This window comes from Pseudomonas sp. CG7, assembly GCF_023701885.1.
Taxonomy (GTDB): Bacteria; Pseudomonadota; Gammaproteobacteria; order Pseudomonadales; family Pseudomonadaceae; genus Aquipseudomonas; species Aquipseudomonas zanjanensis.
Window position 1 is genome coordinate 60,580 of the sequence record NZ_JABAEE010000031.1, and the last position, 13,465, is coordinate 74,044.

Genomic DNA, 13,465 nt, shown 5'->3' on the forward strand with positions numbered 1-13,465 from the left:
GTTTTTGTGTCTTCCGGATGAAGGGAAGAATGTGCGCTGATTACAGCCTTCTATGGACGGCGTGACAAATCATCCGTCGCACTTTGACTGATACTTTTTTGCACTGAAGAGGGAGTGAGGCGAGCAAGGAGCTTGTGGCGAGGGAGCTTGCTCCCGCTGGGGCGCGCAGCGGCCCTGTCTTTTGGGGCTGCTGCGCAGCCCAGCGGGAGCAAGCTCCCTCGCCACAGAGGCGGTGTGTCAGGGCAAAAAGGTCAGCCCTGATTCTGCTCGGTCAACCGCTGCACCGCCAGCCGCCGGTAGTGGGACGGGGTCATGCCCTTGAGCTGCTGGAAGCGCCGGTTGAAGTTGGAGATGTTGTTGAAGCCCGATTCAAAGCACACGTCCGTCACCGGTTTGTCGCCGTCGGCCAGCAGCTCGCAGGATTTGCTGATGCGCAGGCGATTGACGAATTCGATGAAGCAGCGGCCAGTGGCCTGTTTGAACACCCGGCTGAAATAGGTGGGCTTCATGCCCAGGTGCTCGGCGACTTCTTCCAGGGGCAGTTCCCGGGCGTAATGGGCAAAGATGTAGTCCACCGCACGGTTGGTGCGGTCGATGCTGTGCTCGTCCGCCGTTTGCGGGGCGTTCGTGCCGGACAGCAGTTGGTAGTCATCCGTGGCGGCCAGCAGCTCCATCAGGATGAAAAAGTGCCCCAGGCGGCTCATGCCCTGGGAATCGGCGATGCGCTGCATCAGGGTCATGGCCTGGCGGATGGTGCGCTTGCAACGGAACTCGATGCCGTATTGGGCGCGTTCGAGCAACGGCGCGACCGTCTTGAGCTCGGCGAATACCTGATGGCCGCTTTCGAACAACTCGTCGGTGAAGTTCACCAGCATGTCGCGCTTGGGCACCACTTCGTCCTCGGCCACCTGGCTGATCCAGTTGTGGGGCAGGTTGGGGCCGGTGAGAAACAACGACTGGGGGTAGAAGTTGCCGATGTAGTCGCCAATGAACACCTTGCCGGAACTGGCGACGATCAGGTGCAGCTCGTATTCCTTGTGGAAATGCCAACGCACCAGCGGGCAGGGGAAACCATGCTGGCGGTAGATGATGGACAGCCCGTTATGGTCGTCCATCAACTCGTAGGAAGGGTCGGTGACTCTGGCTGTTCGGGTCATGGGCCTGGCGCTTTTATTATTATCGCCGCTGAATAATGCCCCCTTCGCCAGGCAGGTGCCACCCTGGTGTCTAACCGTTGCGGTTTTTTTCTTCGATCCACTGGGACATGTATTGGGTGCTTTTGTGCTGGTGGTGACGCAGCATGCTGCCGGTGAAATTGTCCCGGCGTCGTTGCGCCAGGTTCGCCCGGCAAGCGTTGAGGCTGTCGATCAGCGCTGGCCCATGGACCTGTCGCCGGTAGCGGCTCGCCAACAGCGACAGGCCTGCGTCCCGAGCCTGAGCCCAGCGCTCCGGGTCGCTGTACAACTGCACGGCTTCGCGGGCGATGGCTTCGGCACTCTGGGCAATCGCCCCGGGCCAGGGCAGGTCGCCGTGCATGGCTTCGGCCCCCACGGGCGTGGTGACGTTGGGGGTGCCGCAGAGCATGGCGTCGATCAGCTTGCCTTTGATACCCGCGCCGAAACGTAATGGTGCCAGGCAGATGCGTGCGGCCGACATGACCTGCAAGGCGTCTTCGGCCCAGTTCATGATGTGAAAGCCTTGGGCCGGGTTGTGCAGCGCGGCGGCCTTCGGCGGGGTATAGGCGCCGTACAGGTGCAGTTGCGCGCCGGGGAGGTGTTGGCGGATCAGCGGCCAGATGGCGTTTTTCATCCAGAGCACGGCGTCCCAGTTCGGCGCGTGGCGGAAGTTGCCGATGCTGAGGAAATGCGCCCGCTCCTCGAACGGCACAAACGGTTGGCTGGGCAGTTCCAGCATCAACGGGCACCAATGCAGCAGGTTGCGGGGCAGCTTGAAGTGTTCCACCAACAGTTCGATTTCAACCTCGGACACCATCAGGTTGAGGTCGCAGCGGTACAGGGCGGCGATTTCCCGCTTGGCCAGGTCGGTATCGGCCATTCGTTGGAATTCCTCGTCCAGGGCCGGGGCGAAGAGGTCGCTGAAATTTTCGCTCGCGTCATCGCGCTTCAGGCGCTCCTTCAGGCGCTGATGCCGGGCGTGGCGCAGGCTTTGCAGATCGGAGGTCTCCAGCACCCGCAGGGCACCGGGGCAGTGCTTCTCGACCCGCCAGCCGAACTGTTCTTCCATCATGAACTGGTCGAACAGCACGCTGTCGGGCGCAAGTTCCTGAATGAACGCGTCGAAGCTGCTGTTATTGAGTTCGATGGGCACTTCGCGGATGCCCAGCGCGACCAGGTCGGCACGCTGCTCGCCGGGGCCGGCCGGGCTGCTGAAGGTGCTGTCCCAGCCTTCGCCAAGGAAGGTGTCGAGGATCTGCATGACGTGCCCACTGGCAGCCGATGAGCGAGGCTCGGGCCAGACATAGCCGATAACCAGGACCTTGGTGGCGGTGGGGTGGTGCAGGAGCGGGGAGTTCCTTGGTGCGAATCAGACGCCATCGGCGCGCGGGGCGCCGATAGTGACCAAGAATGCGTTCCGGCTCAAGAAAGAATGCGTTTGACCTTGTCCCGCAACTGATCGATGGAGAAGGGCTTGCCAATTACCGACATGCCTTCAGGTACATCGATGCTTTCGGCATAACCGCTGGCAAACAGCACCGGCAGTTGCGGCCGAACGAGTCGAGCCTGCTTGGCCAGTTCCCGTCCGTCCATTACCGGCAGGCCGACGTCGGTCATTATCAGGGCGATGTCCTGTTGGTCGTCGTTCAAAAACGCCAGCGCCTGCTCGCAACCGTCCGCTTCCAGCACCCGATACTCCAATTCCTCCAGCACATCGACGATCAACATCCGCACGATGTCGTCATCTTCGACTACCAGGATGGTGGACTGGGTGGCGGCATTGGCGGTGGACATAGATACATTCTCGAAAGATGGAAAGGGGAGGGAGTATGAAAAGAAACGGCCTCATTCATGAGTAAGTGCCAAGGCAGCACAAGTTCCCTGGGTTGTACAAGAAAGGATCTATAGTACAAGAGCTGACAAGGATAGTCGCTTCCTTGCTACAAGGCAGGCCGTCGCGGGATCTGCGCCTTTGACTCGTCAGAAAATGTGGATCCAAGCGCGGTTTTTCGGGCAAACTCCACGGTTTTCAACTGTCCACCAAGGCCCTTTTCCATGACTCCTTCGTCTTCGGTTGACGAACAAAGTTTTCGCAAACTCCTGAGCCGCAATATCAGCCTGCCGCTGGGCATGGGCGCGCTCAGCGCGGTGTTTTTCATCATCCTTATCACGTACCTGCTGTCGGTGATCCAATGGGTCGGCCACACCGACAGGGTGATCAATAACGCCAACGAAGCGCTCAAGCTGAGCGTGGACCTGGAAACCGGCATGCGCGGCTACCTGTTGAGTGGCGACGAGCATTTCCTCGACCCCTACGAAGTGGCCAAGCCACGGATCGCCGTGGCGCTGGACACTTTGCTGGAATTGACAGCCGACAACCCCGTCCAGGTCGACCGCCTGCACAAGATCCAGGCACTCCAGACCGAGTGGTCCAATTACGCCCAGGGCATGATCGACCTGCAGCGCAGCAGCGGCGATTACCGGGGCGCGGTGAAGGCCGGGCGCGGTAAGCGTCTGACTGACGAAATTCGTCAGTCCTTCGAAGAGGTCGTCGAGACCGAGCAGCAGTTGCGTGCGGCGCGTAACCTGGATGTGCGCACCACGACCGTCTGGAGCATTGCCCTTTACCTGTTGTTTGTCGCGGCGGTCAGCGGATTGCTGGCCTACGTCGGTCGCCGGGACCTGTTGAACCTGTCCGAGAGCTACAGCGCCAGCCTGAAAGTCCAGCAGCGCAGCGCTTTACACCTGGAGAAGCAAGCCTGGCTGCGTAATGGCCAGACGCAACTGGCCGAGCAAGTCCTGGGACAACTGTCGCTGAACCTGCTGGGTCGCAACATCCTGCAGTTCTGCGCGAAATACCTGGACGTCGCTGTCGCGGCACTTTATGTGCGGGAAGAGAACGGTGTCCTCCGGCGCGTCGCCGCCTACGGCCTGTCCCGGGAGGATGAAGAACAGCAGCAGGTGATCGTCGCCGGTGAAGGCATCGCGGGCCAGGCCGTGCAGCAGGGGCGCCTCATCCGCCTGGACGACGTGCCGCACGACTACCTGAAAGTCAGCTCCGGCTTGGGACAGGGCCTGCCCAACAGTGTGTTGGTGGTGCCGACAAGTGACGATGACCGGATCAACGGTGTCGTCGAACTGGGGTTCCTGCGGCCATTGACCGAGCGAGACGTCGAGCTGCTGGAGCTGATCGCCGGCAATATCGGCACCTCCATCGAGGCCGCCCGTTATCGTCAACGCTTGCAGGAAGTGCTGGCCGAAACCCAGCAGTTGAACGAGGAACTGCAAGTCCAGCAGGAAGAACTCAAGACCGCCAATGAAGAGCTGGAAGAACAGTCGCGCATCCTCAAGGAATCCCAGGCCCACCTGGAAGCCCAGCAACAGGAGCTGGAGCAGACCAATGAGCAATTGGCCGAGCAACGCGACGCCATGGACCAGAAGAACAGCGAGCTGAACCTGGCCCAGATCCAATTGCAGGAGCGCGCCGAAGAGCTGCAGCGTTCGAGCAAGTATAAATCCGAATTCCTGGCCAACATGTCCCACGAGCTGCGCACGCCGCTCAACAGCTCGCTGATCCTGTCCAAGCTGCTGGCGGAGAATCCGCAACAAAACCTCAGCGAAGAGCAGGTCAAGTTTGCCGAGTCGATCTACTCCGCCGGCAACGACCTGCTGAACCTGATCAACGACATTCTCGACATCTCCAAGGTCGAGGCCGGAAAACTGGAAGTGCGCCCGGAAAACACCAGCGTGCAGCGTCTGGTGGATGGGTTGCGGGATATGTTCGAGCCGTTGGCGGCTGACAAGGGCCTGAGTTTCGAGGTGCACGTGCAGCCTGATGCGCCGGCGATGCTCTACACCGACCGCCAGCGCTTGGAACAGGTGATCAAGAACCTGCTGTCCAACGCTGTGAAGTTCACCGAGCAAGGCGCTGTCAGCCTGTCCGTGGCCGGTCAGCCGGGCTCGGGCATTGCATTCATGGTGCGCGACTCTGGAATCGGGATCGCCGCCGACCAGCAGCAAAGCATCTTCGAAGCGTTCCGCCAGGCCGATGGCACCACCAACCGTCGCTACGGCGGCACGGGCCTGGGCTTGTCGATTTCCCGGGACCTGGCCACGCTGCTGGGCGGCTCGATCTCGGTTTCCAGCGAGCCGGGGCAGGGCAGCGTCTTTACCCTGGTATTGCCGGAACGTTACGTCGAGCCCGGGGACACGCCGCTGGAGCCGATGACCTTCACCCCGACGGCCACCGCGCCAGCGCCCGTTGCACCCAAGGCCGCACCCGCGCCGCTGATCGCCGAGGTGGACACGCCGATTGCCCGATTCGCCGACGACCGCGACAAGGCACCGTTCGAAACCCGCTGCATCCTGGTGATCGAGGACGAGCCCAAGTTTGCCCGGATCCTGTTCGACCTGGCCCATGAACTCGGTTACCAGTGCCTGGTGGCCCACGGTGCCGACGAAGGCTTCGACCTGGCGTTGCAACTGGCCCCCGACGCGATCCTGCTGGACATGCGCCTGCCGGACCATTCCGGGCTGACGGTGCTGCAGCGGCTCAAGGAGCAGGCCCAAACCCGGCACATCCCGGTGCACGTGATTTCCGTCGAAGACCGGGTCGAAGCCGCCATGCACATGGGCGCCATCGGTTATGCCGTCAAGCCGACCACCCGCGAAGAACTCAAGGACGTGTTCGCCCGCCTGGAGGCCAAGCTGACCCAGAAGGTCAAGCGGGTGCTGCTGGTGGAGGACGATGACCTGCAACGCGACAGCATCACTCGCCTGATCGGCGACGATGACATCGAGATCACCGCCGTTGGCCTGGCCCAGCAAGCCCTGGACCTGCTACGGACCAATGTCTACGACTGCATGATCATCGACCTCAAGTTGCCGGACATGCTCGGCAACGACCTGCTCAAGCGCATGTCCAGCGAAGACATCTGTTCGTTCCCGCCGGTGATCGTCTACACCGGGCGCAACCTGACCCGGGATGAAGAAGCCGAACTGCGCAAGTATTCCCGCTCGATCATCATCAAGGGCGCCCGTTCGCCAGAGCGCTTGCTGGACGAAGTGACACTCTTTCTGCACAAAGTCGAATCCCGGTTGTCCCATGAACGGCAGCGGATGCTCAAGACCGCCCGCAGCCGCGACAAGGTGTTCGAAGGCCGCAAGGTGCTGCTGGTGGATGACGATGTGCGCAACATCTTTGCCCTGACCAGCGCGCTGGAGGCGAAAGGAGCGATCGTGGTCATCGGCCGCAATGGTTTGGAGGCGATCGATCGCCTGAATGAGTTCGACGACATCGACCTGGTGCTGATGGATGTGATGATGCCGGAAATGGATGGTTTCGAAGCCACCGCGCTGATCCGCAAGGACCCGCGCTGGCGCAAGCTGCCCATCATCGCCGTGACGGCCAAGGCCATGAAGGATGATCAGGAGCGCTGCCTGGCGGCGGGTTCCAACGACTACCTGGCCAAGCCGATCGATCTGGATCGTCTGTTCTCGCTGATTCGCGTGTGGTTGCCGAATATGGAAAGAATTTAGTGGACCGTGACACTGACATTGAATTGCGTTTGTTGATCGAAGCGATCTACCTCAAGTACAGCTACGATTTTCGCGATTATTCCGGCGCTTCCATCAAGCGCCGGGTCCACCATGCGCTGAGCCAGTTCGAATGCAAGACCATTTCAGCCTTGCAGGAGCGCGTATTGCATGACCCGGGCGCCTTCATGCAGTTGTTGCAACTGCTGACGATCCCTGTCAGCGAGATGTTTCGCGACCCCTCGCATTTCCTGGCGATCCGCGAGGAAATCGTGCCGCTGCTCAGGACCTACCCTTCGATCAAGATCTGGATCGCCGGTTGCAGCACGGGGGAGGAGGTCTACTCCATGGCGATCCTGCTGCGCGAAGAAGGCCTGCTGGACCGCACGTTCATCTACGCCACCGACATCAACCCGCGCTCGCTGGAAAAAGCCAAGCAGGGCATTTTCTCCCTGGACAGCGTGCGCACTTATACCCAGAACTACCAGAACGCCGGAGGACGGCGGTCATTTGCCGATTACTACACCGCCGCCTACGATTATGCGATGTTCGACAAAACCCTGTGCGAGAACGTGACCTTTGCCGATCACAGCCTGGCGACTGACAGCGTTTTCTCAGAAACTCAATTAATTTCATGCCGCAATGTATTGATATATTTCAATAAAAAATTGCAAGATCGTGCGTTTGGACTGTTCCATGAGTCCCTCTGTCACCGTGGTTTCCTGGTGTTGGGCAGTAAGGAAACATTGGATTTTTCGGCTTACGGCCATCGATTCGAGCCGTTGGTCAAACAGGAACGGATCTATCGCAAGTTATGAACCAGACGAAGGACAGATCCAGGCCACCCATCGAAGCCATTGTCGTCGGCGCTTCGGCCGGCGGTGTCGAAGCATTGCTCAGGGTGTTCGGACACCTGCGCAAAGGTTTTGCCGTGCCCGTCCTGGTGGTGTTGCATTTGCCGGATGAGCGTGACAGCCAGTTGGCCTCTGTGTTTGGCCATCGTCTGGCGGTGCCGGTAGAAGAAGCCCGGGACAAGCAGGACATCGCCCCGGGCACCTTGTATGTCGCCACGCCCGGCTATCACTTGTCGGTCGAGGCCGACCGCAGCCTGTCGTTGAGCCTGGAGGCCCCCGTACACCATTCGCGACCGTCCATCGATGTGCTGTTCGAATCGGCCGCCGATGTCTACGGCGAGACGTTGCTGGCCGTGGTGCTGACCGGTGCCAACGACGATGGCGCCCGCGGCCTGGCGAGGGTCAAGGCCCTGGGCGGGATCACGGTGGTCCAGGATCCCGTGGAAGCCCAGGTCTCGACCATGCCTGAAGCGGCGCTGGCCCTGCACGAGCCCGACCATATCCTTACTTTGCAAGGCATCGGCCAGTTGCTGGCCGGGCTGGAATGAACCACATGCCAAGAGATATTCAAGCCAAACTGCTGATCGTCGACGATCTGCCTGAGAATCTGTTGGCCCTGGAAGCGTTGATCAGGGGAGACGACCGCGAGGTCTTCAAGGCCCTGTCGGCGGACGAAGCGCTGTCCCTGCTGCTGCAACACGACTTCGCCCTGGCCATCATCGATGTGCAGATGCCGGAGATGAACGGTTTCGGGCTGGCCGAGCTGATGCGCGGCACGGAAAAAACCCGCAGCATCCCGATCATTTTCGTCAGCGCCGCCGGGCGTGCGCGCAACTATGCCTTCACCGGTTATGAAAACGGCGCGGTGGACTTCCTGCACAAGCCGCTGGACACCCAGGCCGTCAAGAGCAAGGTCAATGTGTTCGTCGAGCTGTATCGCCAACGAAAGGCCATGAAGGAACAAGTCGTGGCCCTGGAACAGAGTCGTCGCGAGCAGGAGATCCTGTTGCAGCAGCTCGAGGCCACCCGTGGCGAGCTGGAACAGGCGGTGCGCATGCGAGACGACTTCATGTCCATCGTCGCCCACGAGGTGCGCACGCCCCTCAATGGCCTCATCCTCGAGACCCAACTGCGCAAGATGCACCTGGCCCGGGACAATGCCGCCGCCTTCAGCCTGGACAAGGTGCGCGCGATGGTCGAGCGCGACGAGCGCCAGATCAAGAGCCTGATCCGGCTGATCGAGGACATGCTGGATGTGTCGCGGATTCGAACCGGCAAGCTGTCGCTCCGGCCGCCCCGCGTCAATTTGACGGCAGTGGTGGAAAACCTGCTGCGCAACTTCCAGCCGCAGAGCGCCGTGGCCGAGTGCTCGTTGACGTGCATGGTCGAGCCGGCGGTGGAGGGGCTTTGGGACGAGTTTCGCATCGAGCAGGTGGTCTCGAACCTGTTGACCAATGCGCTGCGCTACGGCGGCAAGGGGCCGATCGAAGTGCGCGTCTACAAGACCTCCGATCACGCCTGCATTGAGGTCCAGGACCACGGCATCGGCATCAGCGAGGAGCACCAGAAACGTATCTTCCAGCAGTTCGCGCGCGTATCGTCCAAGGCCGCCGCCTCGGGGCTCGGGCTGGGGCTGTTCATTTCCGAGCAGATCGTCACGGCCCATGGCGGGACGATCACGGTGGACAGTCGGCTCAATGAGGGGGCGTTGTTTCGTGTTTGCCTGCCCTTGCAGAAAACTGTCTTGGACAAAACCGCCGAACAGACGCAACCTCTGAGAGACCCCAAGGTCGTATCAGCAGCTATTGATCGAACAAAGGCTTCTCATGAGTGAAGATGCGCAAGATGTTGTATTGATCGTCGAGGATGACCCGTCGATCCTGATGGTGCTGTCGGCCTACCTGTCGGGCGAGGGATACCGGGTGCTGCAAGCCGAAAGCGGCGCCCAGGCGTTCGAGATCCTGGCGAGCAAGCCGCATCTGGACATGATGATTACCGACTTCCGCCTGCCGGGCGGTATCTCTGGGGTGCAGATTGCCGAACCCGCAGTCAAGTTGCGCCCCGAGCTGAAGGTGATTTTCATCAGTGGCTACGCGCAGGAAGTGCGCGACACCGAGAGCCCGATTACACGCAAGGCGCCGATCCTGGAAAAGCCGTTCGACCTGGATGAACTGCAACGCATCATGCAGTTGATGTTGTCGTAGGCAGGAGACATCCCGGCAGATCAGGCGACCCCCCTGTGGCGAGGGAGCTTGCTCCCGCTGGGGTGCGGAGCGCCCCCAAAACCCGACACCTCGATGTCTCAGGTTCATTGAGTCGACCTTATTGGGGGCTGCTTCGCACCCCAGCGGGAGCAAGCTCCCTCACCACAATGTGTGCAATGCCCTAGCTCAAACAGAGCCCATCACCTCAAACCTGGATCATCTCCCGCACCTTCGCCGTCAACAAGTCAAACGTGAACGGCTTGGTGATCATCTGCATCCCTGGGTCAAGGAAGCCGCCGCGCACCGCCGCATGCTCGGCGTAGCCGGTGATGAACAGCACCCGCAGGTCCGGGCGGACCTGCCGGCCGATCTCCGCCAGTTGCCGACCATTCATGCCGGGCAGGCCAACGTCGCTGATCAGCAGGTCGATGCGCTGGCTTGACTGGAGGATCGGCAACGCGCCGTTGGCGTCGGCCGCTTCCACAAAGGCATAGCCCAATTCGCTTAATACCGCGCTCACCAACACCCGCACCGCCGGATCGTCCTCGACGATCAGCACGGTCTCGCCATCCTGCGCATACGGCGCGTGCTGGGTGGCAACCTGGGGCTCGTGGATTTCTTCACCGACGAAGCGTGGCAGGTAGAGGTTCACGGTGGTGCCTTTGTCGACTTCGCTGTCGATGGTCACGTGGCCACGGGATTGCTTGCTGAAGCCATAGATCATCGACAGGCCCAGCCCGGTGCCCTGGCCGATCGGCTTGGTGGTGAAGAACGGGTCGAAAGCGCGACTGATCACCGCTTCGGGCATGCCGCAACCGGTGTCCTGCACACTCAGCACCACATAGTCGCCGGACGCGAGGTTGGGGTAGGCCTCGGTGAAGTCGGCATCCAAGTGCCGATTGCGAGTCTGCACCACCAGGTTGCCGCCGTTGGGCATGGCATCCCTGGCGTTGAGCACCAGGTTGAGCAGGGCGCTTTCCAGTTGGTTGGGATCGGCTTCGGCGACCCAGAGTTGTTCGTCCAGTTGCATGTCCAGGCGAATGCTTTCGTTGAGGCTGCGCTGCAACAATTCGCCCATGGACAGCACCAGGGTATTCATCTGGACCGCCTTGGAGTCCAGCGATTGCCGCCGGGAGAACGCCAGCAGGCGATGGGTCAGGCCGGCGGCGCGGTTGGCCGAGGTCACGCCCAGGTCGATCAGGCTGTCCAGGTCCTCGGTACGGCCCCGGGCCAGGCGACGGCGCAACAGTTCGAGGCTGCCGATGATCCCGGTGAGCATGTTGTTGAAGTCGTGGGCAATGCCGCCGGTGAGCTGGCCGACCGCTTCCATTTTCTGCGACTGGCGCAGGGCTTCTTCGTTGTGGCGCAACTGGGCGGTACGCTCTTCCACCTGCTGTTCGAGGGTTTCGAGGGTGGTTTGCAGGCGCAGTTCGCTGTTGCTGAGGTCGATCAGGCGATCGCGGGCTTCGTACTGCCTTCGACGCCCGCGCAGGGCGGTGGTGACCAGGCTGATCAGCGTAACGGGGTGGAAAGGGCGCTCGAGGAACGTCACGTTGCCCAACTGCATGCCGATCCGCGCCGCCGGGTTCTGTTCCGGCCCACCGTGATGGGTCAGCAAGACAATGGGCAGGTCGGACCAGGCGGGCTGCTGCTCGATTTGCAGGAACAGCGTTTCCAGGTCAGGCCCGACCAAGGCCTCCGACGAGATCACCAGCAGGCCGGCACCGCTTTCCAGCTCTTCGCATAAATGACCCAGGTGGCGACAGATGAGGCCGGCAAAACCGGCTTCATTGAGGATCATCAGGGCATGCTGGCTGTCCCGTCCCAGCGGCGCGAGAATCAGCGCCCGCTCGGACAGGGGCTCGGCCAGCGTCACCGGTGTTCATCCTTGAGCAGCGGGTTGCTCTCGCCCATGTAGGTGGGAACCCCGCGCAAGACACCCTGGAATGCCTCCAGTGGTTCGCCAATGGTCATGCCTTGGCCGCTGATGCGGTATTCACGGATGGTCGATTCGTGGCTGCCGGTGCGTTTCTTGATGATGGAAATCGCCCGGCGAACCTTGCCCAGTGCTTCGAAATAACGCAACAGAATCACCGTGTCGGCCAGGTAAGTAATGTCCACCGGGGCCTGCATGTCGCCGACCAGGCCATGCTGGGCGACAGTCATGAAGGTTGCCGCGCCCTTGCGGTTGAGATACAGCAACAGCTCATGCATGTGGAGCACCAGGGCGTTCTCTTCCGGCATGGCCGCCTGGTAGCCGTTGATGCTGTCGATGACCACGGTCTTGATGTCGCCTTCATCGACGCAGCGACGCACGCGGTGGGAGAACTCGCCAGGGGACAGCTCGGCGGCGTCCACCTGTTCGATCAGCAGGTTGCCGGTCTCCTGCAGGGCCCGCAGGTCGATGCCGATGTTCTTCATGCGCTCGAACAGCAAGCCCAGCTCCTCGGCGAAGATGAACAGCGCGGCCTTCTCGCCACGGTGCACGGCGGCCGCGGCAAAAATCAGGGAGATCAGCGATTTGCCGGTCCCCGCCGGGCCCAGGATCAACGTACTGGAGCCGGTTTCGATACCGCCGCCCAGCAGCAGGTCCATTTCGCCGATGCCGCTGGAGAGTTGTTGGCGCAGGTACTGGCCGCGGTGTTCGGCGGCCCCCAGGCGCGGGAACACATGCACGCCGTCGCCCATGATGGTGAAGTCATGGAAACCGCCGCGGTATTTCTGCCCGCGATACTTGACCACCCGGACCCGCCGCCGTTCGGCGCCATAGTTGGGGGTCAGTTCTTCCAGGCGCACCACGCCGTGGGCAACGCTGTGCACGGTCTTGTCCAGGGATTCGGTGGTCAGGTCGTCGAGCAACAGGACGGTGGCGTCATAGCGCACGAAGTAATGCTTGATCGCCAGGATCTGGCGGCGGTAGCGCAGGGAGCTTTGCGCCAGCAGGCGGATCTCCGACAGGCTGTCGAGCACGACCCGGGTCGGCTTGACCCGTTCGACCACTTCGAAAATCTGCCGGGTCGCTTCGCCCAGCTCCAGGTCCGAGGAGTACAGCAAGCTCTGCTGGTGCTCGGCAGTGAGCAGGCTTTCGGGCGGGGTCAGCTCGAAAATATGAATGTTCTCATCCAAGGTCCAGCCGTGGGAGGCCGCGCCCTGACGCAGTTCACGCTCGGTTTCCGAGAGCGTGATGTACAACGAGCGCTCGCCAGCCTTGGCGCCGGCCAACAGAAAATGCAGCGCGACCGTGGTCTTACCGGTCCCCGGTTCCCCTTCGAGCAGGAACACATGGCCGCGGGACAAACCACCGGAGAGGATATCGTCCAGTCCTTCGATGCCGGTGGCGGCTTTTGCACTGATCAACTCGTTAGATGTAGACAAAAATAGCCCTCTCATGACTAGGGAAGTAGGCAGCAGGCGGGGTAACGCCTGAAATCGACTGCCTGAATACTTGACCTTTGGCAGTGATGGCGGTTCCGCTTATCTCGACAAAACGCGGGGTACTGCACAACTTTCGGCATGCTACGAGGGCCTACAGACCCATGCCAGTCAGCTAAGCAAAATCAAGCCGAGCAGTCATCCTGTGGCGAGGGAGCTTGCTCCCGCTGGGTCGCGAAGCGGCCCTGTTTTGGGGCTGCTGCGCAGCCCCGCGGGAGCCACGAGCCTAGCCCAGGAGCGTGTGTCCTCCCGAGCTTCCGCGTCA

At 61.4% G+C, this 13,465-nt stretch carries 10 protein-coding genes; 5 read left to right on the plus strand and 5 right to left on the minus strand.

The window, feature by feature from the left end; all coding sequences use genetic code 11:
* Window positions 1-251: 251 nt before the first annotated feature.
* From HGO40_RS14715 to HGO40_RS14725, 3 genes are all read right to left on the minus strand, one after another.
* Window positions 252-1,157 carry an AraC family transcriptional regulator gene (locus tag HGO40_RS14715; protein WP_186709372.1) on the minus strand — a complete coding sequence of 302 codons (906 nt, stop codon included), beginning with the start codon at window positions 1,155-1,157 and terminating at the stop codon, window positions 252-254.
* 70 nt (window positions 1,158-1,227) lie between these two features.
* Window positions 1,228-2,520, minus strand: a complete 1,293-nt coding sequence (locus HGO40_RS14720) for a glycosyltransferase (protein WP_250963592.1) — start codon at window positions 2,518-2,520, stop codon at window positions 1,228-1,230.
* Between the two features lie 77 nt (window positions 2,521-2,597).
* Window positions 2,598-2,969 carry a response regulator gene (locus tag HGO40_RS14725; protein WP_250963582.1) on the minus strand — a complete coding sequence of 124 codons (372 nt, stop codon included), beginning with the start codon at window positions 2,967-2,969 and terminating at the stop codon, window positions 2,598-2,600.
* A 261-nt stretch (window positions 2,970-3,230) separates the two neighbouring features.
* On the opposite strand from HGO40_RS14725, the gene HGO40_RS14730 reads away from it, so the two are divergent.
* From HGO40_RS14730 to HGO40_RS14750, 5 genes are read left to right on the plus strand one after another with little or no spacing between them, the layout of a single operon-like run.
* On the plus strand, window positions 3,231-6,713 hold the full coding sequence (locus HGO40_RS14730; RefSeq protein WP_250963583.1) for a response regulator: 3,483 nt from the start codon (window positions 3,231-3,233) through the stop codon (window positions 6,711-6,713).
* The gene (locus HGO40_RS14735) at window positions 6,713-7,528 is read left to right on the plus strand and encodes a CheR family methyltransferase (protein WP_186709366.1); all 816 of its coding nucleotides are present in this window, start codon (window positions 6,713-6,715) and stop codon (window positions 7,526-7,528) included. The genes HGO40_RS14730 and HGO40_RS14735 overlap by 1 nt, the downstream gene beginning before the upstream one ends.
* Window positions 7,525-8,112 carry a chemotaxis protein CheB gene (locus tag HGO40_RS14740; protein WP_250963584.1) on the plus strand — a complete coding sequence of 196 codons (588 nt, stop codon included), beginning with the start codon at window positions 7,525-7,527 and terminating at the stop codon, window positions 8,110-8,112. Before HGO40_RS14735 ends, HGO40_RS14740 begins: the two co-directional genes overlap by 4 nt.
* 5 nt (window positions 8,113-8,117) lie before the next feature.
* Window positions 8,118-9,398 carry a hybrid sensor histidine kinase/response regulator gene (locus HGO40_RS14745; RefSeq protein ID WP_250963585.1) on the plus strand — a complete coding sequence of 427 codons (1,281 nt, stop codon included), beginning with the start codon at window positions 8,118-8,120 and terminating at the stop codon, window positions 9,396-9,398.
* Window positions 9,391-9,768 carry a response regulator gene (locus HGO40_RS14750; protein WP_250963586.1) on the plus strand — a complete coding sequence of 126 codons (378 nt, stop codon included), beginning with the start codon at window positions 9,391-9,393 and terminating at the stop codon, window positions 9,766-9,768. Before HGO40_RS14745 ends, HGO40_RS14750 begins: the two co-directional genes overlap by 8 nt.
* 205 nt (window positions 9,769-9,973) lie before the next feature.
* On the opposite strand, the gene HGO40_RS14755 is transcribed toward HGO40_RS14750, so the two are convergent.
* Both HGO40_RS14755 and HGO40_RS14760 read right to left on the minus strand, forming a co-directional pair.
* Complete coding sequence (locus tag HGO40_RS14755) at window positions 9,974-11,644, minus strand: response regulator (protein WP_250963587.1); 1,671 nt, start codon at window positions 11,642-11,644, stop codon at window positions 9,974-9,976.
* On the minus strand, window positions 11,641-13,143 hold the full coding sequence (locus HGO40_RS14760; RefSeq protein WP_250963588.1) for an ATPase domain-containing protein: 1,503 nt from the start codon (window positions 13,141-13,143) through the stop codon (window positions 11,641-11,643). The genes HGO40_RS14755 and HGO40_RS14760 overlap by 4 nt, the downstream gene beginning before the upstream one ends.
* Between the last annotated feature and the right edge of the window lie 322 nt (window positions 13,144-13,465).

Bases quoted from the DNA above. Each gene is read 5' to 3' on its own strand.
- HGO40_RS14715 (WP_186709372.1), bottom strand. From the start codon at position 1,157: ATGACCCGAACAGCCAGAGTCACCGACCCTTCCTACGAGTTGATGGAC.
- HGO40_RS14730 (WP_250963583.1), top strand. From the start codon at position 3,231: ATGACTCCTTCGTCTTCGGTTGACGAACAAAGTTTTCGCAAACTCCTG.
- HGO40_RS14740 (WP_250963584.1), top strand. From the start codon at position 7,525: ATGAACCAGACGAAGGACAGATCCAGGCCACCCATCGAAGCCATTGTC.
- HGO40_RS14745 (WP_250963585.1), top strand. From the start codon at position 8,118: ATGCCAAGAGATATTCAAGCCAAACTGCTGATCGTCGACGATCTGCCT.
- HGO40_RS14725 (WP_250963582.1), bottom strand. From the start codon at position 2,969: ATGTCCACCGCCAATGCCGCCACCCAGTCCACCATCCTGGTAGTCGAA.
- HGO40_RS14750 (WP_250963586.1), top strand. From the start codon at position 9,391: ATGAGTGAAGATGCGCAAGATGTTGTATTGATCGTCGAGGATGACCCG.